At 52.8% G+C, this 26,799-nt stretch carries 19 protein-coding genes; 11 read left to right on the top strand and 8 right to left on the bottom strand.

Annotated elements, in window-relative coordinates:
* Nucleotides 1-96 precede the first annotated feature (96 nt).
* Complete coding sequence (locus ACOXYR_RS04615; RefSeq protein ID WP_421355742.1) at nucleotides 97-5,661, top strand: adhesion domain-containing protein; 5,565 nt, start codon at nucleotides 97-99, stop codon at nucleotides 5,659-5,661.
* Between the two features lie 68 nt (nucleotides 5,662-5,729).
* Here the strand turns inward: ACOXYR_RS04615 and xseA are convergent, their stop codons facing one another.
* A complete protein-coding gene (xseA, locus tag ACOXYR_RS04620) occupies nucleotides 5,730-7,106 on the bottom strand; it encodes an exodeoxyribonuclease VII large subunit (protein ID WP_350436139.1) in 1,377 nt (458 codons plus the stop codon).
* A gap of 161 nt (nucleotides 7,107-7,267) precedes the next feature.
* Here xseA and guaB point away from each other — a divergent pair, with 161 nt between their 5' ends.
* The 6 genes from guaB to ACOXYR_RS04650 all read left to right on the top strand — a co-directional run bounded on the left by guaB (nucleotide 7,268) and on the right by ACOXYR_RS04650 (nucleotide 14,120).
* Nucleotides 7,268-8,734: an IMP dehydrogenase gene (guaB, locus tag ACOXYR_RS04625; protein WP_108473409.1), complete on the top strand. Its 1,467-nt coding sequence runs from the start codon at nucleotides 7,268-7,270 to the stop codon at nucleotides 8,732-8,734.
* A gap of 69 nt (nucleotides 8,735-8,803) precedes the next feature.
* A complete protein-coding gene (gene guaA, locus ACOXYR_RS04630) occupies nucleotides 8,804-10,381 on the top strand; it encodes a glutamine-hydrolyzing GMP synthase (RefSeq protein ID WP_108473410.1) in 1,578 nt (525 codons plus the stop codon).
* Nucleotides 10,382-10,689: 308 nt separating this feature from the next.
* Nucleotides 10,690-11,898, top strand: coding sequence for a tyrosine-type recombinase/integrase (locus ACOXYR_RS04635; RefSeq protein WP_045326133.1), 1,209 nt, complete (start codon nucleotides 10,690-10,692; stop codon nucleotides 11,896-11,898).
* Nucleotides 11,899-12,183: 285 nt separating this feature from the next.
* Nucleotides 12,184-12,414, top strand: a complete 231-nt coding sequence (locus tag ACOXYR_RS04640; RefSeq protein WP_000410046.1) for a helix-turn-helix transcriptional regulator — start codon at nucleotides 12,184-12,186, stop codon at nucleotides 12,412-12,414.
* A gap of 80 nt (nucleotides 12,415-12,494) precedes the next feature.
* Complete coding sequence (locus ACOXYR_RS04645) at nucleotides 12,495-13,553, top strand: replication initiator protein A (protein WP_045325999.1); 1,059 nt, start codon at nucleotides 12,495-12,497, stop codon at nucleotides 13,551-13,553.
* Nucleotides 13,554-14,009: 456 nt separating this feature from the next.
* Nucleotides 14,010-14,120, top strand: coding sequence for a hypothetical protein (locus ACOXYR_RS04650; RefSeq protein ID WP_421355743.1), 111 nt, complete (start codon nucleotides 14,010-14,012; stop codon nucleotides 14,118-14,120).
* Nucleotides 14,121-14,670: 550 nt separating this feature from the next.
* Here the strand turns inward: ACOXYR_RS04650 and ACOXYR_RS04655 are convergent.
* From ACOXYR_RS04655 to ACOXYR_RS04675, 5 genes are all read right to left on the bottom strand, one after another.
* Nucleotides 14,671-14,997 carry a hypothetical protein gene (locus tag ACOXYR_RS04655; RefSeq protein ID WP_421355744.1) on the bottom strand — a complete coding sequence of 109 codons (327 nt, stop codon included), beginning with the start codon at nucleotides 14,995-14,997 and terminating at the stop codon, nucleotides 14,671-14,673.
* 2 nt (nucleotides 14,998-14,999) lie between these two features.
* Nucleotides 15,000-16,643: a P-type conjugative transfer protein TrbL gene (trbL, locus tag ACOXYR_RS04660; protein WP_421355745.1), complete on the bottom strand. Its 1,644-nt coding sequence runs from the start codon at nucleotides 16,641-16,643 to the stop codon at nucleotides 15,000-15,002.
* Between the two features lie 187 nt (nucleotides 16,644-16,830).
* Entirely contained in the window at nucleotides 16,831-17,622 is a 792-nt protein-coding gene (gene trbJ / locus ACOXYR_RS04665; RefSeq protein ID WP_045325993.1) for a P-type conjugative transfer protein TrbJ, read from the bottom strand.
* Nucleotides 17,623-17,890: 268 nt separating this feature from the next.
* The gene (locus ACOXYR_RS04670) at nucleotides 17,891-18,115 is read right to left on the bottom strand and encodes a hypothetical protein (protein WP_045325992.1); all 225 of its coding nucleotides are present in this window, start codon (nucleotides 18,113-18,115) and stop codon (nucleotides 17,891-17,893) included.
* Between the two features lie 2 nt (nucleotides 18,116-18,117).
* Nucleotides 18,118-18,327: a TraC family protein gene (locus ACOXYR_RS04675; RefSeq protein ID WP_000101767.1), complete on the bottom strand. Its 210-nt coding sequence runs from the start codon at nucleotides 18,325-18,327 to the stop codon at nucleotides 18,118-18,120.
* 737 nt (nucleotides 18,328-19,064) lie between these two features.
* Between ACOXYR_RS04675 and ACOXYR_RS04680 the strand changes: the two genes are divergently transcribed.
* The 3 genes from ACOXYR_RS04680 (at nucleotide 19,065) to ACOXYR_RS04690 (ending at nucleotide 22,198) form a co-directional block, all read left to right on the top strand.
* Nucleotides 19,065-20,141, top strand: coding sequence for an SIR2 family protein (locus tag ACOXYR_RS04680; protein ID WP_021241837.1), 1,077 nt, complete (start codon nucleotides 19,065-19,067; stop codon nucleotides 20,139-20,141).
* Between the two features lie 7 nt (nucleotides 20,142-20,148).
* Nucleotides 20,149-21,939, top strand: a complete 1,791-nt coding sequence (locus ACOXYR_RS04685) for an ATP-binding protein (RefSeq protein WP_023342663.1) — start codon at nucleotides 20,149-20,151, stop codon at nucleotides 21,937-21,939.
* Nucleotides 21,940-22,000: 61 nt separating this feature from the next.
* Complete coding sequence (locus ACOXYR_RS04690; RefSeq protein ID WP_023342664.1) at nucleotides 22,001-22,198, top strand: hypothetical protein; 198 nt, start codon at nucleotides 22,001-22,003, stop codon at nucleotides 22,196-22,198.
* Between the two features lie 278 nt (nucleotides 22,199-22,476).
* On the opposite strand, the gene ACOXYR_RS04695 is transcribed toward ACOXYR_RS04690, so the two are convergent.
* A complete protein-coding gene (locus tag ACOXYR_RS04695; protein ID WP_108473411.1) occupies nucleotides 22,477-22,671 on the bottom strand; it encodes a YfgG family protein in 195 nt (64 codons plus the stop codon).
* A gap of 353 nt (nucleotides 22,672-23,024) precedes the next feature.
* Here ACOXYR_RS04695 and ACOXYR_RS04700 point away from each other — a divergent pair, with 353 nt between their 5' ends.
* Nucleotides 23,025-25,277 (top strand): sensor domain-containing phosphodiesterase, encoded by a 2,253-nt coding sequence (locus ACOXYR_RS04700; RefSeq protein WP_421355746.1) that lies wholly within the window; start codon nucleotides 23,025-23,027, stop codon nucleotides 25,275-25,277.
* Here ACOXYR_RS04700 and ppx read toward each other — a convergent pair.
* Nucleotides 25,257-26,798, bottom strand: coding sequence for an exopolyphosphatase (ppx, locus tag ACOXYR_RS04705; RefSeq protein WP_108473413.1), 1,542 nt, complete (start codon nucleotides 26,796-26,798; stop codon nucleotides 25,257-25,259). The two genes, ACOXYR_RS04700 and ppx, sit on opposite strands and share 21 nt — an antisense overlap.
* Nucleotide 26,799 lies beyond the last annotated feature (1 nt).

Genomic DNA, 26,799 nt, shown 5'->3' on the forward strand with positions numbered 1-26,799 from the left:
CATTCCCGCAAGGGAGTGCTGTTTTCAGCCTTTTTTGCTTAGCAGAGGCTAATCAAAAGGGGTTGAAATCGCAATTTTTCGGCTGGGGTGCCTTGCATGTCGATATGTCTTAAACCGGGTAAAATTATCGTTCTGATTAGCTTACTGACGGCTATTTTTCTGTCGGATTTTGCACAGGCTAATACTGCCTGGCAGATGTACCCCGAATCTACAGGTGAATTTAATGGCTCTGCCCCGCTTGCCGACAGCGCCAGTGTACCGATTTACCAGGGGAGTATTCAGCTCTCTCCAGAGGAAGAACATGATGTTGCTTTTAGCGCGAAGCCGGGAGATTTCAGCGTCGACGCAACAGCAAGCAACATGATTTTACTTAACCCGCGCGATATCGAAGGCGATCGCTTTTCTACACCTCCCGCCCTGCGCTGGGAGAATCAGACGCTTCCCGCAGTGTCACTGGTTTGGGCCGACGCCACCACGCCTGATGTACCGTTAGATCCCCAGCCTCGCGTGGATCGCTCATTCTGCGCACAAAACCTGGCGGGACGGAAACTTGTTGCAATTCCTCAATTTGATTCAAGCCAAACGCTACCGGTACTGGCTCTGTTTACCGTTACCGGCGTACCAAATAAGGGTACGGTTTTGTTAAGCGAGAAGCAGGTGACGCTCAACATTGCGGCTGCAAAGGGCGATTTAGTCACGGTGAGCGCGACGGGATTTGATGACACGCTGAAGGCGGCAAAGGCTAAGGTTGGCGACACCATCACGCTCACGGTGACAACCTACGACTGCGCGGGAAACGTTGCGGGCAATCTCCCCTTTATCATTAAACGCGGTGATGCGAAAAACCGCCAGGATGCAGTGAATAACACTGGCCCAGTGGTTGTCGAGACCACCGAACTGAGCACCACGGCAACGGAATATCATGGCACCACGAATGCCAGCGGCATAGCAACCCTCCGCGTGACGCAGCCCCGTGGCCCGGGGACAAAAACGTCGCTTACCGTCAGTTTGCCTGGTATTTCCCAATTCAGCGAGACGGCGGTTATTTTTACCGTCCTCACTAGCCCGGACATCCCCCAGGCCAATATGTGGGGCCATATGGCGGAGACGGTAAAGGCTCAGGAGTATACTTTCACCCGTCCGAAACTGGCGGCGGAGGTCTCTAATGAAGACGGCACGGTTATCGATCATAACGAAACCTGGTCGACGTTTGCCTGGAGCGGGGCCGATAATCACTGCGATATTCTGCCGGGTATGCGCCAGTTTGGCGCGCTGGCGACGGTGATCCCCACTTCCATTCAGGAAGTGCTGGGCTGGCCGATGCAGGGGGATTATTACTGGTCGTCACTCGCCGGTATGACCGGCCAGCACCATGCGGCGGACGTTTCCAACCGTAGCGAAACGCAACAGCCTGATAACGCAAAGTTTTTGGTGAGTTGTGTGGATAAGGAAGCACCGGAAGTTGACCCTGAACTGACCTTAACCCCGGAACATTTTGACTCGGACTTACAGGCCGTAAAAGTAGCGGTTGGCGATGAAACCACCATGGTGTTGACCATTACCGATAAAAAAGAAAATAACCAACCGCTGTCGTACTACTATTTCACGCTGCACCTGGATAACGGCGTCAACCGTAAGGGCGAAACCAACGCTGAGTGGGAAGCGCATCCGGTGCAGATAACCGGCAACAGCGATTTGCGAAAAGTAGATTCGCATAACAATGAGGGCATCACCGATGTTAACGGCCAGGCGACGCTGGTGCTGAGCAACTCTGGTGGGGCGGGGGTGAAAACGCGCATTACGGCACAAATGCGCAGTAATTTTACCGCCTCTGACGCGAAAGACGTGATTTTTACCGTTGTCAGCAGCCCGGACGTGCCGCAGGCCCGCATGTGGGGGCATATGGGCAACGGTATCATTGCAAGAGGCAACCTGTTCAAACGCCCGCGCCTCGCGGAAGAAACGGCGAATGAAGTTGGCTCTGTGCGGGAACACAATGAAGATTGGGCCTTGTTTGATCAGGGAAGCAGCATGGTGGCAGAGTGCGGGGAAGGCCAAATCCCGGCTAAAAGCTCGCTGCAAAGCCTCTATTCCGCAAACCCGGGTAATGCCATTGCCACCGAATACGGCTGGCCAACGGCAAATAATGATTATCTGAGCGCGGTGGAAAAACCTGACTCCCATGATTCGGTCGATCTGAGCAACGGCAACATTGATAGCTATTCCGGTCTGAAAACAAATTACCTTACCTGTTCTGCCAACGAACTGGTGTCGCGCGTCGTGGTGACGACGGACAAGAATGTCGAAACAGGTTCGACGGTAGCGAAAGCGAAGGTGGGGGAAAAAATCACCATGACGGTGCGTACCGTCAATGCATCCAACGATGAGCCTGTCCCTTTTACCGATTTTACCATTACTAAAGATATTGGCCTCAACCGGGCCGGGAAGGCTGCGGGTTATACGGATCCCTCTAATGGCGCGCTGACGATGAACGGCGTGCAGTATGGCGCTTCGCAGCCTTCAGCGGTCTATTCCGGTATTACGGACGCGCAGGGCGTCGCGACAGTGGTTATTGAGCAGCCGCAGGGCGTTGGGTTAAGAACGCCGCTAATCATAACGCCAATTCATTCAGCCATTCCCAATAGCGTTAAGTTGTATACCGTGTTTACCGTCCCGACCAGCCCGGATGTTATTGGCGCACAGATGTGGGGCCATATGGATGACACGATTACCGTGGGTTCCCTGGTTTTCAGGCGTCCAAAACTTGCCGCGGAGGTGGCAAATGAAAAGAGCACGCTTACCGAAAATAACGAGCTCTGGACGCGCGTGGCACAGGCGGATGTCCTGAATACCGATGCAGGCGGCTGCGGAGCCAACATGGTGCCGCGCAGGGCGCAACTGGCTTCACTGTATGACGCTAACAGTAGCAATACGATTCAAACTGTACACGGCTGGCCGACCCAACGAGAGGAGTACTGGAGCAGTACCCCCGCCGATAAAACGCCGCATCTGTTTGTCGAATGGCTGAATAATGGTTCGCTGGTAACCAATAATACCGCGCCAGCCTATATGAGCTGCCTCGCTACGGCGAATGCTCCGGCGGCCAGCATCACGCTGGAAGTGGTGGATCAAGCGCAGTGGAATAGCGCGCTTAATGCCGCGAAGCTAAAAAAAGGCGAAACTTTGCAGCTTAAGGTCACGGTGAAAGACGCGGCGGGCAACCCGATGCCGGAGATGCCGTTTACCATCAACCGTGGTGATGGTTTTACCCGTCAGAAAGAGAAACATATCGCAGGCAGCGGCGATGGTATTGTCTCCTCGGTCGTTGTTAATGGCGAAGCACTGAATGACATGGCCGCTACGTTTGCAGGTATCACCGACAGTAATGGTTCGAAAACATTGACTATCACGCGTCCGGATACCCATGGCACCAAAACGGCAATCATCGCGGGGCTCTATTTCGACCCGACAATTCAGGCTTCTATGGACACCATTTTTACTGTGGTCACCAGCCCGGACTCCGATAAGGCGAAAATGTGGGGCCATATGCCGGAAACATTGTCAGCAGGCGGGCTGACGTTCAGACGTCCACTCCTTTTTGCTGAGTTAACAGGAAGCCCCTCCACCGATCGTAAATCGCCTGAGGAGGATAATGAATCCTGGGCATTGTTTACTGAAGCGCAGGCTGCAAGTACTAACGACAATGGTTGTGGCGAAAGTTTTATTCCTTCCGAGGAGGCTCTGCTGACGCTTGCCGGCAGTTGGGAAGGGCATATAGTTGACGGCTGGCCGGTTCTGAAAACATACGACTCCAGTACGCCTGACAAAAACAGTATCGGCGATCGTAAATATAAATTTGTGGATCTCGCCAAAGTCACCAGCAGCAGCGTGCCGTTAACCACAATGGGCTATCTGATGTGCCAGACCACAGAGAATCCGAAGGTGAGCACCATCGAGTTAAGCTCAGCCCAGGCCGCAAAATACGATGATATTGAGGGCGTAAAAGCCAGAACGGATTACAACACGTCAGGGGATCAAATCACGATGACGGTTACAACCCGTGATTCGCTGGGAAATCCCAAAGCTTATGTGCCGTTTACACTGAATCACGGTGTTACGGTGCCTCGTATTATTAATGACACAAACAAAGGCTACATCACCAATCAGGGTAAGTCGATTTATGTCCTGGATAGTTACAATAACTCAAGCGGTTATTTTAGCGACAACAATAAGTATTACAGCATGACCGGTGCTGACGGTACGGTTACCTTTATTCTGCGCCAGATATATAAGGGAAACGGAACGCGTATCCCGTTGACGGCGCAAATTGATGACGGCAGTGGGAGAACGTCGAATACCCTGAGCGCGATTTTCACCGTTATTACCAGCCCGGACGTCAGTGTGGCAAATATGTGGGGGCATATGCCAGAAACAGTGACGGCGGCCGACGGCAGCGTATTAGAACGTCCAAAAATCCGGGCTGAATTCTCTAATCCATCGGGGGTGACCAGCAAGATTATCAACAATGAGACCTGGATCATGCCGACGGTAAATGAGCACAATGGTCAAGTTCAGGCGTGTGACGAGTCGCGTTATCCGACGTCTGACCAGCTCGTCTCGCTCTATCATCGCTACCCTAACGGTACGATGATGGAGCAAACGGGCTGGCCAGTGCAGCCATCAAGCTACGACTGGTGGGCGCTTGATACTGATTGTAAGTACAGTAGTGTGAATGGCAGCGCAAGATGCAGGTCTGTGGATTTGTATAACGGTCAGATTCATGAGAATGATCGAAGCCGCGCATTCCAGGTTTGTCTGCTGAACCCTAACGTCTCGGTGTCTACCGTAACGCTCACCTCAACGGCGTTCGACGCGGGTACTCAGGCGGCGAAAGTTAAGAAGGGTGAAGCGATGCCGGTTACCGTGACGGTCAAAGACAGCGCCGGAAAACCGGTGTCGAACGTGGCTTTTACCCTGAAACGCGGCGACGCTATGCCGCGCAATCCGGGGGCGACACTGTACGGAAATGTCGACGAGATGGACGATTTGACGGTTCAGCCGCCATCGGGTGGCGTGACGACGCTCGCCGCTAACGGTAATTCGATACAGGGCACCACAGGCTCTGACGGCACGGCGACGTTTATGATTAAACAGGACAATACCCCGGGCTATAAAACGCCGCTGACGGTAACGCTGGACAATAACACCGGTATTGCCGCCACGATGGATGTCATTTTCACCGTGGTAACCAGCCCGGATGTGGCGAGTGCGAACTTCTGGGGGCATATGAGTGATACGGCGACGGAAAATGGCAAGACGCTGCAACGACCATTGTTGAAGTCGGAATTGCCGTCGAACGAATTTGCAGCAGCTACGCCGGAGGTGAATAACGAAATCTGGGCGCTGGCACATACTGTCGATAAAAATAAATGGGATATTGCCCGGCAGTGCGGCACGCTGGATAAGGCACCGGAATATGAGGATTTACAGGCGCTGCATTCGCGCTTTAACGATCTGGGATGGCCAACGTCCCCCAGTTTCCCGTATTTATCGCGCAGCCGCTCGGGTACTCTCTATTGCGGGATTGTTGGCACCACCGGCGCGCAGGACTGCGGTATCATGCCGGGGAGTACACCGGGATTTGCCACCTGCTTCCAGTAATATTTATGTCGCATCCGGCCTTACAGTGGTTACTGTGCCGGATGCGATGTAGAGAGATATGACCAGGCTTATGGATTCGTTGTTTTCTTACGTGACTTCCGCGTGCGGGTGACGGCGCTGACCTGGCTTATCACCACGCCATCATTCAGTCGAGTCGTCAGGGTATCGCCTGCTTTTACCTGCTTCACCTGTTTTAGCACCGCCCCGTCCGCGGCACTGGTAACGCTATATCCGCGTGCGAGGGTTGAGAGCGGGCTTACCGCTTCGAGGTGCGTGACCGCATTACCAAAGCGTTCGCGCGTGGCGCTGAGTTGGGCGCGAAGAGACTCTGCAAGGCGAAACTCAACTTGTTGAATGCGCGTTTGTGCGCGATGGATCCGCGGTTGCGGATTTTGATTATTCAGGCGCTGGCTAAGGCGTTGCTGTTGCTGACCCGCCCGCTTTAACTGGTTTTCCAGCGCAAAACGCATCCGCTTCTGCAGACGTTCGAGTGTGGTCTGCTGACGCGCCAGCCTTAATTGTGGATGCTGCTGTTGTAACCGATGATGAATCTGTGTGAAGCGACGCGTACGGTTGGCGAGGTAATAATCCATTGCCATTTCCAGACGCTGCTGCGCAGATTGCACCTGACGCAACAACTCTTGCTGATTGCGGCTCACGACCTCGGCGGCCGCAGACGGTGTGGGCGCGCGCAAATCGGCCACAAAGTCGGCAATGGTCACATCCGTTTCATGCCCAACAGCGCTGACCACCGGGATGCGGCTGGCAAAAATCGCGCGCGCGACCCGTTCGTCGTTAAAGCTCCATAAATCTTCCAGCGAGCCGCCCCCGCGTCCAACAATTAACACATCGCACTCGTTGCGCAGGTTCGCCAGCTCAATGGCGCGAACGATTTGCCCTGGTGCATCATCGCCCTGAACGGCAGTAGGGTAAATAATCACCGGCAGGGAAGGGTCGCGACGTTTTAACACGTGCAAAATATCGTGGAGTGCGGCACCGGTTTTTGAAGTGATGACACCCACGCAGTGCGCAGGAGAGGGAAGTGGTTTCTTCAGTTGCTGGTCGAACAACCCTTCTGCCTGCAGCTTCGCTTTAAGCTGTTCGTACTTTTGTTGCAACAAACCTTCACCGGCAGGTTGCATGCTCTCGACGATTATCTGGTAGTCGCCGCGCGGCTCGTAGAGCGTAATATTTGCGCGAACTAAAACCTGTTGCCCGTGCTGCGGGCGAAAGGTCACCCGGCGATTGCTGTTGCGGAACATTGCACAGCGCACCTGGGCGGTATCGTCTTTGAGGGTAAAGTACCAGTGCCCGGAAGAGGGCTGGCTAAAGTTAGAAATTTCGCCGCTGATCCACACTTGTCCCATCTCCTGCTCAAGCAGCAAACGGACGGTCTGATTCAGGCGACTAACCGTAAAAATTGCGGGGGATTGAGATGGTAACATGTGAGCGAGATCAAACTTTAAATCAGCAGGTTATTCAATCGATAGTAACGTGCTGACCGGGGAGCGCAAGCATTATTTGCAAAAAAAGGTGGATGCAACCGATTACGCTCTGTATAATGCCACGGCAATATTTATTAACCACTCTGGTCGAGATATTGCCCATGCTACGTATCGCTAAAGAAGCTCTGACGTTTGACGACGTCCTCCTTGTTCCCGCTCATTCCACCGTTCTGCCGAATACTGCTGACCTCAGCACCCAACTGACGAAAACTATTCGCCTGAATATTCCTATGCTCTCTGCGGCAATGGACACCGTGACTGAAGCTCGCCTGGCTATCGCGCTGGCGCAGGAAGGCGGCATCGGCTTTATCCACAAAAACATGTCTATCGAGCGTCAGGCTGAAGAAGTGAAGCGCGTGAAGAAACATGAATCCGGTATTGTCACCGACCCGCAGACCGTTCTGCCGACCACGACGCTTCGCGAAGTGAAAGAGCTGACCGAGCGCAACGGTTTTGCCGGTTACCCGGTTGTGACCGAAGACTATGAGCTGGTGGGGATCATCACCGGTCGTGATGTGCGTTTCGTGACAGACCTCAGCCAGCCGGTCAGCGTTTACATGACGCCGAAAGAGCGTCTGGTTACTGTGCGTGAAGGTGAAACCCGCGAAGTGGTTCTGGCGAAAATGCACGAAAAACGCGTTGAAAAAGCGCTGGTTGTTGACGACAGCTTCCATCTGCGCGGCATGATCACCGTTAAAGATTTCCAGAAAGCAGAACGTAAACCGAATGCCTGTAAAGACGAACATGGCCGTCTGCGCGTAGGCGCGGCGGTTGGCGCGGGCGCGGGTAACGAAGAGCGTGTTGATGCGCTGGTTGCCGCAGGCGTTGACGTCCTGCTGATTGACTCCTCACACGGCCACTCCGAAGGCGTTCTGCAACGTATTCGTGAAACCCGTGCAAAATATCCTGACCTGCAAATCATCGGCGGTAACGTTGCAACGGGCGCAGGCGCTCGCGCACTGGCTGAGGCGGGTTGCAGCGCGGTTAAAGTAGGTATCGGTCCAGGCTCCATCTGTACTACCCGTATTGTTACCGGTGTAGGTGTTCCGCAGATCACCGCGGTTTCCGACGCGGTTGAAGCGCTGGAAGGCACCGGTATCCCGGTTATCGCCGACGGCGGTATTCGTTTCTCCGGTGATATTGCCAAAGCCATCGCCGCAGGTGCAGCCGCCGTTATGGTCGGTTCCATGCTGGCCGGTACTGAAGAATCCCCGGGTGAAATTGAGCTCTACCAGGGCCGTTCTTACAAGTCTTATCGTGGGATGGGCTCCCTGGGAGCGATGTCCAAAGGGTCTTCTGACCGTTACTTCCAGAGCGATAACGCCGCCGACAAACTGGTACCGGAAGGTATCGAAGGCCGCGTGGCTTACAAAGGTCGCCTGAAAGAGATCATCCACCAGCAGATGGGCGGCCTGCGCTCCTGTATGGGCCTGACCGGTTGTGGTACGATTGACCTGCTGCGTACTAAAGCTGAATTCGTACGCATCAGCGGTGCGGGCATTCAGGAAAGCCACGTTCACGACGTGACCATCACTAAAGAATCCCCGAACTACCGTCTGGGTTCCTGATTTTCTTCGCCCGACTCCGCGTCGGGCGATTTATTTACTCTGTTTCACTTGCCTCGGAACAATCGTCAAATGACAGACAATATTCATAAGCATCGCATTCTTATTCTCGATTTCGGTTCTCAGTACACCCAACTGGTTGCTCGTCGCGTACGTGAGCTGGGCGTCTACTGTGAGCTGTGGGCGTGGGATGTTACTGAAGCACAAATCCGTGAATTCAATCCAAGCGGCATCATTCTTTCCGGCGGCCCGGAAAGCACCACTGAAGAAAACAGCCCGCGTGCACCGCAGTATGTCTTCGAAGCGGGCGTACCGGTATTCGGCGTGTGCTATGGCATGCAGACCATGGCCATGCAGCTTGGCGGCCATGTGGAAGGCTCTTCTGAGCGTGAATTCGGCTACGCGCAGGTTGAAGTGCTGACCGACAGCGCGCTGGTGCGCGGTATCGAAGACTCCCTGACGCCGGAAGGCAAACCGCTGCTGGATGTCTGGATGAGCCACGGCGACAAAGTCACCGCGATCCCGGCTGACTTCGTCACTGTTGCCAGCACTGAAACCTGTCCGTTCGCGATTATGGCGAACGAAGAAAAACGCTTCTACGGCGTGCAGTTCCACCCGGAAGTGACTCATACCCGTCAGGGCATGCGTATGCTTGAGCGTTTTGTTCGCGATATCTGCCAGTGTGAAGCGCTGTGGACACCGGCAAAAATTATCGACGACGCTGTAGCCCGCATCCGCGAGCAGGTTGGCGATGACAAAGTGATTCTCGGCCTCTCCGGCGGCGTGGATTCGTCTGTCACCGCGATGTTGCTGCACCGCGCAATCGGCAAAAACCTGACCTGTGTCTTTGTCGATAACGGCCTGCTGCGTCTGAATGAAGCGCAGCAGGTGATGGACATGTTTGGCGACCACTTTGGCCTGAATATTGTTCACGTTGAAGGCGAGCAACGCTTCCTCGACGCACTGGCTGGCGAGAATGACCCGGAAGCGAAACGTAAAATCATCGGTCGAGTTTTCGTTGAAGTGTTCGACGAAGAAGCGCTGAAACTGGAAGATGTGAAATGGCTGGCGCAGGGCACTATCTATCCAGACGTTATCGAATCTGCGGCCTCTGCCACCGGTAAAGCACACGTCATCAAATCTCACCACAACGTGGGCGGCCTGCCGAAAGAGATGAAGATGGGCCTGGTCGAACCGCTGCGCGAACTGTTCAAAGATGAAGTGCGCAAAATTGGCCTGGAACTCGGCCTGCCGTACGACATGCTCTACCGTCACCCGTTCCCGGGGCCGGGCCTTGGTGTTCGCGTGCTGGGCGAAGTGAAGAAAGAGTACTGCGACCTGCTGCGTCGTGCGGATGCTATCTTCATTGAAGAACTGCACAAAGCTGATCTGTACAACAAAGTGAGCCAGGCGTTCACCGTGTTCCTGCCGGTTCGTTCCGTAGGCGTTATGGGCGATGGCCGTAAGTACGACTGGGTTGTTTCCCTGCGTGCCGTCGAAACCATCGACTTTATGACCGCACACTGGGCGCACCTGCCGTATGACTTCCTGGGCCGCGTGTCCAACCGCATTATCAACGAAGTGAACGGCATTTCCCGCGTGGTGTATGACATCAGCGGTAAGCCGCCAGCAACGATCGAGTGGGAGTGATCCTGCGTCCGGCATCGACCGGCATCAAAGAGCACTAAAACACCTATAAGCCCGCGTAACTGCGGGCTTTTTTCATTATTGGCTTGGCACAGTCTGGCAAATTTTCGCATCGCCAAGCACCCGGTTTCTATGGCATGGTAGATGGTACGATTTGAACCTGATGCCATGTTCAGCAATCGATACCATGTTGCTCCTGATGGAGTAATCATGGTATTGAATTCATATAACGCATTGTTCTGTAATGGTTTTTTATGGAATGTGCGGGGTTTTTTGAGCATGGTATTTTTGAGAGGAAACCCAACCCGACCATGCTGACTGATACCAAGCTGCGCAACCTCAAGCCAAAGGACAAGCTCTACAAAGTGAATGACCGTGACGGCCTCTACGTGGCCGTCACCCCTGCGGGTTCGATTTCGTTCCGCTACAACTACTCGATCCACGGCAGGCAAGAGACCATCACCTTCGGCCGCTACGGTGTCGGAGGGATCACGCTAGCGGAAGCCCGCGAACGGCTGGGCGAAGCCAAGAAGATGATCGCCTCAGGAAAATCTCCAGCCAAGGAGAAGGCACGAGACAAAGCCCGCGTCAAGGATGCTGAGACATTCGGCGCGTGGGCCGAGAAGTGGTTGCGCGGCTATCAAATGGCAGATTCCACCCGCGACATGCGCCGTGGAACATACGAGCGAGAGCTAAAGCCGAAATTCAGCAACAGGAAACTGATAGAAATTACCCACGAGGACTTGCGGGCGCTTACTGATGCCATCGTAGAACAAGGCAGGCCATCAACGGCCGTGCTTTGCCGCGAAATTATGATGCAGGTCTTCCGCTGGGCTATCGAACGCGGACAGAAGGTTGAGAATCCGGCCGATCTGGTGCGCCCGTCAACTATCGCCAAGTTTGAGCCACGAGATCGAGCACTGACGCCAGATGAAATTGGCTTGATGTACCAGTACATGGAGCGCATTGGCACCACACCTTCGATCCGCGCGGCTGCCAAGCTGCTGTTGCTAACGATGGTTCGCAAAAGCGAACTGACCAACGCAACGTGGAACGAAATCAATTTCACCGACGCGCTCTGGACAATCCCCAAGGAGCGGATGAAGCGCCGCAATCCCCATTTGGTGTTCCTGTCGAGGCAGGCGCTGGATATTTTCATAGCACTGAAGACCTTCGCCGGCGGTTCGGAGTACGTTCTGCCATCACGTTATGACTCAGACTTGCCGATGAGCAGCGCAACGCTCAATCAGGTGCTTACCCTCACCTATCGGCTGGCCCAGAAGGAAGGGCACTCGCTCGGCAAGTTTGGGCCGCACGATTTGCGGCGTACGGCCAGCACGCTGTTGCATGAGGCGGGCTATAACACCGACTGGATCGAGAAGTGCCTTGCGCACGAACAGAAGGGCGTTCGTGCCATCTACAACAAGGCCGAGTACCGCGATCAGCGCCGGGCGATGCTCCAAGATTGGGCCGACATGATCGACGAGTGGACAATCAGGAAGACCCGCCCCAAGAACTGATTCGGAGCCTTGAGACCTGTATTTTGTCGCGAAATGCCCACTTCGGTGGGCTTTTTTTTGTCCGCAAAACGTATGAATTCCCGGACGCGATAAATTGGCTTTAAGTGCCTATTGCAAACCTAATTAAAACAGCGGTTTGCGTTATCAAGATTGTCCGTCAAACGTTGGGTTTTTGGACGATAAGCGATTGATTTAATTGAAAAAATATGATCGTAGATGCTGGAATTTTCCGGAATTGTGTAGCAATAATTAAACCTCGGATGATGACAAAACGAGGTATTCGGTGTGGAAAAAGAATTAAGGAGAGCAAGTAAAGTTCTCATTAGCAAAAAGCAACTGCTGGAGATGATTCCGCTGTGCGAGCGCACGATCTACAACTTTGAAAAGCAGGGGAAATTTCCTCAGCGCATTGCGCTCAGTAGCCGCAAGGTCGTGTGGGATTTGGCGGAGGTCGAGGCATGGATTGATGCGTGCAAACATTCCAGCCCGGCCCCTCGTCCCGGAATGGGGGCCTGAATTGTGGCGGCCAACTTGCAGGCGACATTTACGAGTAGACCGCTTGTACTGGGCTTAATACAGCTCCGGTTGGGCCGTGCATGAGTAGCCGAAACAGCGGTCTTAAGCCCATAGGCGCGGTAATAGGCGACTCTGGCGGGCTACTGGAACGCCTTGAAAATATCAGGAAGCGGAACAGTGACCGAACTCCGGCTGCTGAACGCGGTAGACCGTCTAACGTCTCGACCGTGCATGAACAGATGGAAAGGGCAAAAGAGCGGGACAAAGCGTTGTCACTTGTCCGCAAGCCTCCACAAGGCGACGCTCAGCCAGATTTTTTTGCGCCCAGCCTCTATGACGTGGGCGGCCGCGACAATCGCAGCGTCATGGATGTGGCCGTGTTCCGTTTATCCAAGAAGGACAAGCGAGCCGGAGAACTGATCCGCTACGACCTGCCGGATGGATACGTGGAAGTGTCCGCAGGAGCGCACGGAATGGCCTCCGTTTGGGACTACGACATTGTGCTGATGATGGTGTCTCACTTGACCGATGCTATGAACCGCTATCGAGAAGGAAAGGGTGGCAAGCCGGGGAGAGTGTTTCGGCTGCATGTTAGCGACATCCTCAGATTTGCCCGACGTGGTAACGGTAGTAGTCAGGTTAAGGGAGTGGAAGCCGCGCTAGATCGGTTGCGGGGCACTACCATCAAGACAGTGCGCGAAAGCGGCAAGTTCCGGACAACCGAAGCCGAGGGGCTGATCGCGCGCTATCGTGTTCTGTCACGCACGGACACCAAGAAGATAAGTTCTGTCGAGATTGAAGCCCCGGAGTGGATTTATCGAGAAGTCACCGAGGGCAAGCGGCCGGAGGTACTTACAGTACACCGGGACTACTTTCTGATCGAGCCGGGCATAGGACGCTTTATCTACCGACTGGCTCGCCGTGCCGCAGGCAGGGATAGCGCTAAATGGGCTTTCAAGACCCTTTACGAACGCAGTGGAAGCGGTGGCTCGTTCAAAAAATTCTGTTTCTTACTTCGCGGGATCATCAAAGCCGATGACCTGCCTGAATATGCCTTGTGCGAAGAAGCGGGGAAGGATGGCCCTCTACTGGTCATGAGGCACCGCAATTCCTCGTCGGAACCGCTGGGCGGTTCCTAATAGACGGTGAGTGAGATCGCAAAAGAGCCCCGTTGCGGGCTTTTTTCATTTTGATTGACGGACAGTTGACGGACAAAGTGGGAACAACCCGTCACGCTGTGGATAGAGTGTCTATTAGGAACCTGAAACCGTCTATTAGGAACCGTTTCGCCGTCTATTAGGAACCGGTATCCGTCTATTAGGAACCGGCGTCGCGCGTAATTCATTGAATTAAAAGATTAAACCTCCTTATTTTTACGCTAAATCTTTTAAAACTATATATAAAACTGTTTAAAACCCTTTTGCCTGTGCATAAGTCGATGGCCCCCATCCGTTAGTTCGGAACTCCTATTCGTGCGAAATCGCGCCACGATCCAAAAGCGTGGCCCCCTGCGGGGTTCCCACCACTTCGCGGCAGCTCCCCTCCCTCATGAAAGGCGTTCGCTCCGCCCCAAGGCGCTGGCCGAGCTTGCTGCCGTGGGTTGGAGGCTGGACGAGTACGCTAAGGGCAAATGGGAAACGGGCGACCCAAGGCATCCGACCGTAACGCTGCTCCCCCTGTTTAATGGCACCCCACCCCCTGTTTAACAGTACCCAACCCCCTGTTTAACGGCACCCGGCCAGTTTCTGAAAACCCAGCAACGGCGGGCCTTTGCGGGCTGTTCGCAAATTCCATCCAAGATTCTCTAAGAATCTCCAACATCCGCGCTAAGCGCCGCACCTTGATGGCGCAGCTCATCGCTTGCTGCTCTTGGTCGGCCTACGGCCGTTGGGCATCAAAAAAGGTAGGGCGGGCCTGCCGTCGTCGATGCGGTTAGTTCCGTGGATTACCCACCGGTCGTAGCACCTGGTCGAGCCGTTGAAACCGGCAAAAAGACATCAGGCACCAAAAAGGGAAGGGCAGGGCCAAAACCGGCATAAGGCCTCTAACGGCCTGCGAAAGCGTCCAAAATTCCTCCCGTATGGGCCGTGGCGGCGTTTTTTCAGTGTCGAAACGGGTTGTGGCTGTCATGTGTGAAAACTTCTCATAGGGCGATACAGGCCGTTTTTTCGGTGTGTAATAGACGGAGAAGCAACGGTAGGAAAACAAAACCCCGCACTCAGGCGGGGTTGTGGGTGATGGAGCTGGCTGTGCGCGTCAGCGATTGATGCCCCTGACTCGCTGCCGTTCTTCCTCTTCCATCTGAAGGATGGCCATTCTCACACGCTCTACCAGTACTACCTGATTCTTGCTGCCGAACAGTGGCATGCGATTAAGCATACCCATGCCGCCGTAAAAATGCGCAGCGGCAGGCAGAGACAATCGGTTCACACGATGCTGTAGTGCCGTGTATTGCTTATCCAGTGCATCGAGCTGCGGACCGAAGCCTTTGCGTCGCAGCCATTGGCCAAGCGCCCACATACCAATACCGAGACCAAAAAAGCCGCCGAGCATCATCAGGCCAAAAAATATATCGTTCATCATGATTACGCCTCCGATTGAGAGTTAACATTAGAAGCCATGCCGGGCACATTGAGCGCGCCGACGTCTCCGGTGCTAGTGGTGTCCGATGTCGGACGAATAATGTTGGATTCCGCTTGTGCAGTCGGCTCAGCGCCGTCGTCAGGCGTTGGACTGTCACCGCCGGGGACTGGAGGGGGAGATCCGGTGCCCCCGAGCGAAAGCCCGTGGGAGCTTTCCATGCCGGGTACGCTGATAGCGCCCAGCACGCCAAGCGCCCGTGTGGCCACCTCGGCGCCCTGCGCAACAGCCTTGCCGTTGCCGCCAGTCCCTTCTTTTGGTGTCATCTGCCGTTGCTGCGCGACGGCTTGCTGATCCATATCGTCGTCACCACCCTTCGCAGCTTTTCCGACCTGTTTGGCGGCTTGCTTCAAGCCGCTGCCTGATTCTTGGCTAGCAGGCGAAGCGGCCGCCGACACTGGATTCGCCGATCCTGACGCGGCACCACCCCCGACGCGAGAACCTGCGGCCTTTGCGGTCGCACCGCTGCTCCCTCCTGTGGTTGCGCCAATTCCAGCACTGCCGACGCCCGTCGCACCACCGATGCCTCCTGCGGTACTGCCGCCTGCCATGCTGGCGTTCAATGCGGAGGCCAGTCCACCACCCGCGGCACTGGCAGCGCCTCCGCCAGTTCCCGCGGCTCCTAGTGCTCCAGCAGCCGGGGCTGCTGCCCCTGCTGTTGCAACAGTAGCGATTGCGGCCGCCGCACCGGCTGCACCGGCTGCGGCCATGCCCCCAATTGCAGAGCCGCCGCCCATCGACGTGCCGCTAATCATGCCGCCGATCAGTTCAGGGATGGTTTTGGTCAGGTAGGCGCACACCAAAGACAGGCCGACCAAGGTCATCAACGACGCTTCGTCGTTGGTGTAGGCTGCCGACCATTCTGCGGAAACCTGCATGATCAGCCCCACAATCAGAGTCAGGACAAACAGCTTGGCACCTACTGCAACGGCATAGCGAATGGGAGCCAGTGCATATTCGCGTGTCCATTGAGAGCCACCGAAACCCATGAACAGGACGGCGGCATTGATAATGACGTAGACCTCTACGAGCGTCACGAACACCAGAGCCGCTATGAACGTAAAGCACATTAGAACGATCAATGCAGACACGGCCACTACAACCGATGTGATTGGGCTAAACATCGACACACCGGCCGTCAGCACCTGCCGTGAAAAGTCCACAGCAGTTGAGAACATATCCCCCGGCATCAGCTCCGCACTACCCAACCCTGCCGCGTGCGCCCCAGCCTGCCGGAAGCTGTTGACGATGGCCCCGCCCCACTCGGTCGCGTGCTCGAGCATCGCATAGAAGAACCCTATCACGAGGATGAATTTCACCAGCTCATGGAGGATGTCTCCCAGTTCAGCTCCGCGTATGACCAAAGGAGCAAAAGTCCAAACTAACTGGATGACGGCAAGGCATCCCAAGAGCCACAAGGCGTAGTCATGCAGGCGCGGTGCCCATTGGTTTGAAGCGTTCTGAATCAGCCGCAGAAGGCTGTTCATAGACGTGTTGCTCTGCGCCAAATCGACCCCGGCAGCCATCGCACTAGTTGCAGATAGCAAGAGCGCCGCGCCGACAAGTGCGAAAACGGTTGAACGTCGCATAGTCAGAACCCCTCAGACGGGCCGCGAGTGTTTGGGCGGCTGCGGAATTGGTCATCCTGATGGCCATTGCCGACCGCTGCGCATTCCGGCGCGGCGGTGTTCGTGACGACTACGGCCGTCATTGCCGACCCACCAAGGGCCGAGACGAGGCAGAGGGCGGCAATCAGCGCCTTAGAAATCATCATGGTTAGAACCCCTCAGACGGGCCGCGTGTATTTTCACGGCTGCGGAATTGCTGTTCGGAGGCATCGCTAACGGACTGTCGTTCGTTTTGCTGCGCCATGTAGTTGCCTTGCAGGGTGATTTGTGTGGCCACCAGATCGCGCAGCTTCTGGAGCTGCTGCACATTCTGCGCCGCAATCTCGTTCCCTGCTTGAATGGCCTGCTGCCGACCAACGGCCGACTGCGAACGGTTTACCAACTGATCCAGCATTGCGTTTTCATCGCCGAAAGTGCTGGTATTTACGCCTGCGGCCTGCAAGGCCGTGCGGGCGTTATCGAAGCCGGATTTCGACCAATCCCGATAGCGCTGCGGAATGTTGTTCTGTCCTTGGCCAATCGAGTTCAGATAGCTGTCATAGCCCTTGAACTGTTGGCGGAACTGTTCATCTAGATTGCTAATGTTACGGCCGAGCGATTGCGCCGAGCTATAGACGCTCACTACACGCTGAAGGTCGCCAGTGATGGTGTTGAACATGCGGCTGGGCAGTGACATGCCCTGCTTAATCATGTTGTCGTACTGCTGGATCTGCGTCTGCAACTGCTGCGCGGTGTTTAGTTGCGTGTTGACCGCTTCGGCGTACTCGTACATCTGCTGATAGAACGTCGAGCAGTTCGAGCAGTAGATGGCATAGGCCGGAGCCGGTGCCATGTAGAGACTTACACCAAGGCCTGCGCTTGCCATTGCCAGAGCGAGCGCCGCGCCTCGACCGAATTTTCGGGCGGCATAAGTCGACGTTTTTTGCGATTCCATTTCCATACCGAATACCTCATTTTGTCATCGTCCGAGGTTTGATTATTGACCGATATGGAGCGGTTTTAAATATGCGGATAATCTTGTATCCGCATAAAATTCAATGATTTATGTCCGTAAACTGTCCGCCAATCTTCACAGATTGTTTCTCAACAGTATGATTTTGATCGCGTTTTTCTTGACGAGCGGACGGGGCTTGGCTGTCCGTTTTGATACGTTTTGCGGATAAAAAAAAGCCCACCGAAGTGAGCTTTTGATAAGGCGGTGCGCGGCGTCAGTGGGCCGTGTAATAGGGATTCTGTACGCGATAGAGGTCACGCTCCGGTTCAGGGATGTGTAGCGTTTCAAGGTGCCAATCTTCGAGTAAAGAAGCCAGCTCGGCCGCTATGCGCTGGGCTTCCATAACGCTCTTGCTAGGCCGCCCACTGGCTCGACCGAGGCAGGCTTGCAGTTCGTTGAGTTGATTGGCCAATGCGCTGATGCGGTGAGCTGTCTTCATGATCAATTCCCCTTGCTGATCCTTTCCACTATTTTGTCGAATTCTTCCCGGACTTGATCGTCCGTCAGCTCAAGATTAACCAATCCTGACTTTATTGCAATTCTTCCGATTCTTTCTGCTGCCTCATTGTCGAGTTTTGCCAATCTGGCTTTCGCCATTTCAAGCTCCGAAAGGGCATCAGAACGGCGCTCTGCGAGGGTTTTTCGTGCCATGATTACTCCGTTGTTTCTTGATGATCGAGTTTCGAAAAAAGCGCGTAAACGGAGGCTATGTTCTCACCCGAGTCGAGCAATTTACAAGACTTAGATTTGGCTGGTCTAGTTGATGGTCTCTCAAAGCCCCCTCATTTGGGTGTCAGTCCGTCCTTGATGCTCATGAACTCATTCGGAAACGCGTTTTTATGCGAATGTACGCGATTCTATGCGATTAGAAGAATTGATTAATGCGATGCTACGCGAATGTATGCGAATTAGCGCGAATGTACGCGATTACGCCATATTTTACTGGCGATTCTGCTCTAGTCGCATAGAATCGCATGAAGCAGTACGGCAAGATGTGTGTTGTAGGCCTACGCTGCTACGCAGCTAGGGCCTCCAACACCGCCCCTTACTCGCCTGCGGCTCGACGGCATCTTGCTCTGCGAGGCTGACGGTCGCTGCCGCGACAAAGGAGCCACGGGCACCGAAAGGAGTCATTTCTCACAGTTGTTGGTATGGCCCATTTTCAATTTACCTATGTGCAATAAGCTGTCTTTTTTTATTAGTTGCTGCGTGTATGATGAATATGCAGTAATGACAATTTGTTGGGGGGATTCTGTCCGTTCAGATTCTTGCTGTTGCAGATGCACGACGCTTATAGCTTCGTGATGATTGCGGATAAGGATTTTCTGTAATTAACCTTCGCTGCTCGAAGTGCCTCCGCACTTCGAGGGCTGTTGAAGTAGGTGGGTATGACGGCAGTCGAGCTACCAGAGGATTTTTTTGCAAATATACAAGGGGTTTTCCGCAAAACACCTGTTTTACTTATTGGGTCGGGGTTCTCATGTGGTTATGGCCTGCCAGGGATGGGGGCGTTGGCTGAGCATCTGGCTAATAACGTTTATGGCGCACTCGCGACGGATTCGGCACGGAATGCTTGGACCCAATCAATTAATGCGATAAAGGAGAATTTGGAGACAGGCTTAAATAATATTCCACTTGGAATGGCGGGGTGGGATGAGATTTTGTCGGCAATCCGTGGGGAAACAGCGAAGCTAATTCTTGATAAAGCAATAGCGGCAGAGGCGCAAATTCTTGTCGAAAAAATAGCGGACCACCATGCCCCCTCACGCCTTCTGAAGCGTCTATTTTTAGGATCTCCTCAGAATGCGGAAAGCATTCATGTCATCACGACAAATTACGATACCCTGCTAGAGCTCTTTTGCGACCTGGCAGAGCTGCCGTTAGACACTGGATTTATGGGGTTTCGACGGCGTAGGCCGCGACCTCATCCGCTTTTTCAAACTCAATACAGCCGAGTGTTAGTAGCCGAGAAGCGCCAACAGCAGGTCGATCACCGTCTATGTAAAACGGTGCGATTATACAAACCGCACGGTTCTATCAGTTGGTTGACAACAAAAGATGGACCAATTGAAGTACTAAATGACGTATCTGTTGCTGAGCGAGCTATTGTTGTGCCGGGCCCTTCGAAGTACCAAGACGCATTAGTCAACACCCTATTTGACGCAATGCGTACTGAGATGAATCAGGTACTTGCGGAGGCTCAAGCTCTCCTGTGTATAGGTTTCGGGTTCAACGATGATCATTTACAAGGCGTTATCAAACACCGTTTGGCGGCTGGAATGCCTGCAATCATAGTTACTCGTGATTCAACCTCCAGCATTGATCGGTTGCTCGGTGAACATCCTCACGTGATCGCTTTGTTTAAGGATGGTGATGGAGCTATTTGTCATTGGAATGGTGAGCAGTTCAGAGTGTCCGAGCCTCTTTGGCAACTTGACGATTTCCTCAAAAAATTTCTGGAGTGAGAGCGCGATGAGTATTTTTAATTTTTCAGAAGAGCAATCCTTGGGCGAAGTTCGCAGTGTTGAAACCTCAAGAATAACTGTGCGAGTGACTGACGGCCAGCGTTTACAGAAAGCACGAGTTGGAAGATTAGTAGCTATTCAATCTGTAGGAGATGAATGGTTAATTGGAATTATCGAAAGAGTTTGGCGACATCCAGTAGAGTTGCCTTCGTTTCCAGAAGTAGATGAAACAATTGATTTGTCAGCAGTGCCGCAAGAAGAAAATGGAATTTCTATAAGTTTGGTAGGAACTTATCGTTCTCGTGATGGCCTGCGAAAGGATGTATTTACGCGTGCAGTATTTATATTGCCAGAGATTAATAGGTCAGTGTTCCCTATTGAGGAAAAGTCACTCGAAGATTTTATGGGCATATTAAGCGCGTCATCTAAAGCTGATGCAGTCGCGCCGCTCAAAGTGGGTACTTATACTTTAGATGGCAAAGCTAGTGCTTATATTGACGGTGATAAACTTTTTCAACGTCATGCGGCGTTATTGGGTAGCACCGGTTCAGGGAAATCTTTCACTGTTGCTTCCATACTTGAACAGTCTGCGCAGCTAGCTCACGCCAATATTGTTGTTCTTGACTTACATGGCGAATATTCCAGTATGAAGTTCGCTTCCCATTATCGTATTGCGGGCATTAGCGATATTAAGGCGAAGGGGGATGGTGCAATTTTTCTGCCGTTCTGGTTGCTGACCTATGATGAGATGCAATCGGTATTTGTTGATCGTTCGGGAGATAATGCACCTAACCAGGCTCTGGCCCTTATGGATTCCGTGGTAGAGATGAAGCGTGCTGCCATAGCGGCGCTTGGCAAACATGAATTACTTGAAGGTTTTACAGTCGATACGCCAGTACCTTACAAATTAGATGACTTGGTTGAATCCCTTGATAAGAAAAATGAAGAAGTTATTCCAACTGGGGAAGAATACGTCACTGGGGCGAAGAAGGGGCAGCCTAAGACTGAAAAAGGTCCATTGAACGGCAAACTCTCTCGATTCCTCATTCGGTTGAGGACAAAAATGAATGATCGACGTTATGCCTTCATGTATCAATCTCCCAAGGAATACGAAACTTATGAAGCATTGCACGAACTAGCGAGTAAGTTACTCGGTACGGGAAATGTTGCAGATGGCGTAAACCCAGGTATCAAAATTATCGACTTTTCAGAAGTTCCCTCAGATATTTTACCTGTTGTAGTAGGTTTGGTTGGGAGGTTGATCTATCAAATTCAGTTCTGGAGCGATCCGGGTAAAGATGGTGATGGACGTCATCCAGTAGTGATCGTTTGTGATGAGGCACACTTGTACCTTCCCAGCAGTGCAGCCTCTACTGGACCATTAGAAAAGCGGGCTTTGGAGAACTACGAGCGCATCGCGAAGGAGGGACGTAAATACGGTGTTGGTTTAATGGTGGTTAGCCAGAGGCCTTCTGATGTGAGTACAACCATTTTGAGTCAATGTAGCAACATTATAAGTTTGCGTCTCGCTAATAAGACAGACCAATCTGTGGTTAAGCAACTTTTGCCCGAGAGCTTGGAGGGGTTGATGGAGGTGCTGCCGACGCTGGACGTAGGTGAAGCTGTCGTTGTGGGAGATGCAACATTGCTACCCACACGGATTAAAATGTCTAAGCCCAAGCATGAACCTCGTAGCGCAACTATTCCGTTCTGGACGCGCTGGGATAAGCCAAAGGCCGACGTTGATTTGATTGCTGCCGTAGAGAATATGCGTCGACAGTCGCGGACCAACGATTGAGTTACGATTTAGTCTGAGCTGATATGGGCTATTTGCTAACGTATCGAAAAGGATACATGGAATGAAAGATAGACCGCATGACGTGGCGATGGCCGAGCACTTCCGCGCCCATCCGACGTATGCAGCGGAGCTGCTTGCTGAAGTCTGCCGCGAAGGCAACCCTGCTGAGCTAGCCATTCTGTTGCGGCAGATGGCCACAGCCTCGGAAGGTTGCGCGAGGTCGGATGACGCCGATACAGGGCGCGCTTTATTTCGCTGATTTGAACGTGGTATTTTTCATGGTTCAGTAAACAGGTCGGTTGGTAACTTGCTGTTTTATAAGTTTATTTTTATATAATTTATAATTGAGTGGGAATAATTATTCCTACCCTGATACGGTAAAGTAATTTGAAACCCGCTTAACGGCGGGTTTTTTTATTTACAGCAACTGAAATGAAAAACGCAGGCTAAATCAATGGCGAGAAGAATATTGTACGAATAATCCTGATTGGGAGAGTACAAGGGGAAAAAACGCAGGATTACGGACACCATAATGTGTCAGTCAGCTCGTACAGGCGCCTCAACCGTCAGGTTCGTTGATTGTGATTCTTTTTTATCCTGATGATGATGCCACGCGCCGATAGAGGAGTAGACGAAACGCCCAAGGAAGAACATCAAACTGATGAGTAGTATGATTCGAATCATTCGACCGTTGAAATGGTGTCGTTTTCGCATACTGGTAGCCTGGCTCACAAAGGGGTCCTTTCACAATACCCTCAAACGGGGCGATGTCTACATTAAGGCATAGGGAATCATCGGGGTCAATCAAAGGCAATGTAAAAAAACGTCAAATGAAACATTAATTAATGTTATATAAGATAATAATGCTATTTACAAAATCCATTAATTAATCTGCCTCACCGCAAAAAAATGAAACTTTATGTTTTTATGCGCCTTATTTGTTGATTTGTATCAAGTGCTAAAGCCTGTTCACCTCTAGAATTCCCAATCCGAACCGCATGGTGACTTACTTTGCGGGCCACTAAGCCAGGTTGGATGCCTGTCTGAATATACCCAGCAGGATTTGGGATATCCTTAGAGCATCTATGTATTTCTGTAAAACATATAAAAAATATCGTGATTGCTGGTGGGCATTACCGCTTGCTTTGCCCTTGATTTTACTTCCAATCATAAAGCTTGCTAATACATATGCATGGATTGATGGAGGCAAGGTATCGCTTTATTACCTGCCGCTGCCGTTTATGCTATGTCTGATGCTTTTTTTTGGCTGGAAAGCGATACCGGGGATAGCTGCAAGTATCTTGCTTTACCTGAGCAAGGATCTCTGTTTCCTTGAGCGAATCGGTATTGTCCTGCATTTTATTATTCCGCTGGTTCTTGCCTGGGGCGGTTATCGTATTTTTATCCCGCGGCGCCAAATGGTTTCACATGGTGATACGCGGCTGATAGCACATCGCCTGTTCTGGCAAATGTTTTTCCCTGCGACCGTGTTCCAGTTACTGTTTCAGTTCGCAATCTACGTGGGGCTCTATCCCAGCCGCAGTGAGTTTCAGTGGGTATCGCCGCTGACGTTACGCAGTCTGATTAACTATCAGTCGCTGCTGGTGAGTTGTTTAACCGGCGTACCGTTCTGTTACATGCTGATTCGTCTCGCGCGTAATCCTTGTTATATTCGCGGGCTGATTTCGCAGATGCGGCTGGATTTCGATCCAAAAGTAAAGTGGATGGAAGTTGTCGCCTGGCTGGTTGTGCTCTCATTGCTGCTTGGCCTGTTGTTGATGCCTTTGACCAATCAGAGCACCATTTTTAGCACCAACTACACGTTGTCGCTGTTGTTGCCCGTGACGCTGTGGGGAGCGATGCGTTTTGGCTATCGCTTTATCTCGCCGTTGTGGACTGTGCTGCTCATTGTGGCGATTCATTTCCATTATCACTATTTGCCTATTCACCCAGGATATAGCTCTCAACTGGCCATCACTTCATCAAGTTATCTGGTGTTCTCCTTTATCATTGCTTATATCGCTGTGCTGTCGACGCGTGAGCGAACCATCCATGCCAGAGTGCGAAGGATGGCATTCCTCGACCCGGTAGTGCATTTACCCAATCTTCGTGCCCTGAATCGGGCAATTGATGCTGCGCCATGGTCGGTTGTCTGTTTCCTGCGGATGCCCGATCTGGAAGTGTTGGGTCGCCATTATGGCGTGATGCTCCGCATCAACTATAAGCAGAAACTGGCAGAGTGGCTGAGCAAGGTACTTCGGCCAGGGGAAGACGTATATCAACTTTCAGGGCACGATTTGGCGATGCGGTTGAATACTGAAGATTATCAGCAACATATTGCGCGGGTTGATGCCAGAGTGAAGCAATTTCGCTATATCTGGAACGGGATGCCGCTTCAGCCACAGGTCGGGATGAGCTACTGCTACATTCATTCGCCGGTTTCACATCTTTCCCTGTTGCTAGGCGAGTTGAGCACGATTGCCGATTTGTCACTGATTTCTCACCAGCCGGAAAACCTTCAGCGGCGCGGTGCCCTGCATTTGCAGCAGGAACTGAAAGATAAAGTCGCGATGATGCTGCGCGTGCAACAGGCGCTGGAAAACGATCGTTTCTGCCTGATGGCGCAACCGATCGTGAGCATTCGTGGCGATGATTATCATGAAGTGCTGCTGCGGATGATTGGCGATGAAGGGGAACTGATTTCACCCAATGATTTTCTGCCAGTTGCCCATGAATTTGGTATGGCGTCGCGGATTGATTTGTGGGTTCTGGAACATACTCTGAGCTTTATGGATAACAACCGTGAGCAGCACCCTGGTATGCGCCTGTCGGTCAATTTATCGCCTTCTACTGCCTGCGGGTTGGATTTTTCCAAGCAGGTGGCTGATTTACTGGCGAAATACAATATTGAAGCCTGGCAGCTGATTTTTGAAGTCACCGAAAGCCATTCGCTGAGCAACCCGGAGCAGGCTCGTCAGACGTTGGCCGTGCTTCAGGATATGGGATGCCGCGTGGCGATTGACGATTTTGGCACCGGTTATGCGAGCTATGCGCGTCTGAAACACGTCAGCGCCGATATTCTCAAAATAGACGGAAGCTTTATCCGCAATATTGCGACCAGCAGCCTCGATTACCAAATCGTCGCTTCCATTTGTCATCTGGCGCGGATGAAAAACATGCGGGTGGTGGCGGAGTTTGTCGAAAATGAAGAGATTCGTGAAGCCGCGATATCGCTGGGCATTGATTATCTTCAGGGATATTGCATCGGCAAACCAGTGCCTCTGGAGGAACTGGCTGCCGAGCCTTCACCATTGTCATTAAGCAGCGATTTCCGGTGAACTTTCTTCGGTGATTTTTAACCACCAACCGGAAACACCTTCCCAATATTCCTGCTCTTTTTCCAGATCGAGCAGAACCAGCGCATTCTGGCTAAACCAGCCGTGGGGGAAACAGAGTGTCCAGTGATGGGCCTCTGTTTTCAGCGTCAGTGTCGGTGGCTTGGTCGTGGCCTGACGTTGGTTATTCAGCAAAACCCCCAGACGCAGTAGCTGAATCATCGGCAGGAACTGTTTCTTCTTAAACAGCGTGAAGCGCGGAATATCATCCAGCTTAATGGCCTTACGGTGATAACGCACCAGCGTCGCCATCAACGATTGCTGTTCCTGATTGAACCCAGGCAGGTCACTGTTTTGCAGGATATATGCGGAGTGGCGATGCATACCGCTGTGATTAATATTCAGCCCGACCTCATGCAGCAAAGATGCCCATTGCAGCAGAGCCGCAAGCTGCGGGTGTCCCAGTTTCGGGTTTTGCGCCAGCCACTGTTCATACATATGCGTAGTGGTTTCCAGTACGCGCTGCGCCTGTTCACGGTCAATATTGTACTGGTTTGCCAGACTTTGCGCCGTACGGCTACGGACATCCTGATGGCGGAAACGACCTTCCATTTCATACAGCACACCTTCGCGTAGCGCGCCATCGGACAAACGCAGCTCTTTGATTGCCAGTGAGTCAAAAACGCCGCACAGAATCGCCAGACCGGGCACAAACACGTTTTTACGCTCTTCGGAAAGACCAGGCAGGCTTAGCGCCGAAAAGTTCTTACACTTCAGCACGCCTTCAACCAGCATCTCCAGACGTTCCGGGGTGATGAAACCATCTTTTTCCCCCATTTCGATCAGCACTTCATGGGCGGCTTTAATCGTGCCTGACGCGCCCAGCGCCACATTCCAGCCCTGAATACGATATTGCCAGGAGAGTGTCTCCAGCTTTTGTACCGCCGCCAGACGGGCGCGCTGGAAGCTTTCCCGGGTAATCACTCCGCCCGGGAAGAATTGCTGCGCAAAGCTAACGCAACCCATGCGACGGCTTTCAACCAGCTTGGGTTCGAAATCTTCGCCGATTACCAGCTCTGTCGAGCCGCCGCCAATATCCAGCACCAGCTTACGGCCTTTCTCGGGTTGGGTATGCTCAACGCCCATAAAAATCAGACGCGCTTCCTCATTACCCGAAATGATTTCAATTGGATAGGGGATAACTTTTTCAGCACGGGTTAAAAATTCCGTGGCGTTTGCCGCCTGACGCAGGGAGTGTGTGCCGACGATACAGACGCTGGAAGGGGAGAACCCTTGCAGACGCTCAGCAAACAGCGCCAGGCAGTTTAATCCGCGCTCCATCGCTTCTTCGCTAAGCATGTTGTTTTCATCCAGACCATCAGCCAGATGCACGCGCTGCTTCAGGCGGCCAATGATTTGCATCGCGCCGTCAACCACACGGGCGATAACCATATGAAAACTGTTCGAACCAAGGTCGACCGCTGCAAATTCCTGCGGGCGGGGGGCTTTGCTTTTTATGGGCATA

It is taken from the genome of Pseudocitrobacter faecalis (assembly GCF_965231525.1).
In the GTDB taxonomy this organism is placed as follows: domain Bacteria; phylum Pseudomonadota; class Gammaproteobacteria; order Enterobacterales; family Enterobacteriaceae; genus Pseudocitrobacter; species Pseudocitrobacter faecalis.

Coding starts and splice junctions, on each gene's coding strand:
- ACOXYR_RS04615 (WP_421355742.1), top strand. CDS start 97: ATGTCGATATGTCTTAAACCGGGTAAAATTATCGTTCTGATTAGCTTA.
- xseA (WP_350436139.1), bottom strand. CDS start 7,106: ATGTTACCATCTCAATCCCCCGCAATTTTTACGGTTAGTCGCCTGAAT.
- guaB (WP_108473409.1), top strand. CDS start 7,268: ATGCTACGTATCGCTAAAGAAGCTCTGACGTTTGACGACGTCCTCCTT.
- guaA (WP_108473410.1), top strand. CDS start 8,804: ATGACAGACAATATTCATAAGCATCGCATTCTTATTCTCGATTTCGGT.
- ACOXYR_RS04635 (WP_045326133.1), top strand. CDS start 10,690: ATGCTGACTGATACCAAGCTGCGCAACCTCAAGCCAAAGGACAAGCTC.
- ACOXYR_RS04645 (WP_045325999.1), top strand. CDS start 12,495: ATGAGTAGCCGAAACAGCGGTCTTAAGCCCATAGGCGCGGTAATAGGC.
- ACOXYR_RS04655 (WP_421355744.1), bottom strand. CDS start 14,997: ATGATGAACGATATATTTTTTGGCCTGATGATGCTCGGCGGCTTTTTT.
- trbL (WP_421355745.1), bottom strand. CDS start 16,643: ATGCGACGTTCAACCGTTTTCGCACTTGTCGGCGCGGCGCTCTTGCTA.
- trbJ (WP_045325993.1), bottom strand. CDS start 17,622: ATGGAAATGGAATCGCAAAAAACGTCGACTTATGCCGCCCGAAAATTC.
- ACOXYR_RS04670 (WP_045325992.1), bottom strand. CDS start 18,115: ATGAAGACAGCTCACCGCATCAGCGCATTGGCCAATCAACTCAACGAA.
- ACOXYR_RS04675 (WP_000101767.1), bottom strand. CDS start 18,327: ATGGCACGAAAAACCCTCGCAGAGCGCCGTTCTGATGCCCTTTCGGAG.
- ACOXYR_RS04680 (WP_021241837.1), top strand. CDS start 19,065: ATGACGGCAGTCGAGCTACCAGAGGATTTTTTTGCAAATATACAAGGG.
- ACOXYR_RS04685 (WP_023342663.1), top strand. CDS start 20,149: ATGAGTATTTTTAATTTTTCAGAAGAGCAATCCTTGGGCGAAGTTCGC.
- ACOXYR_RS04690 (WP_023342664.1), top strand. CDS start 22,001: ATGAAAGATAGACCGCATGACGTGGCGATGGCCGAGCACTTCCGCGCC.
- ACOXYR_RS04700 (WP_421355746.1), top strand. CDS start 23,025: ATGTATTTCTGTAAAACATATAAAAAATATCGTGATTGCTGGTGGGCA.
- ppx (WP_108473413.1), bottom strand. CDS start 26,798: ATGCCCATAAAAAGCAAAGCCCCCCGCCCGCAGGAATTTGCAGCGGTC.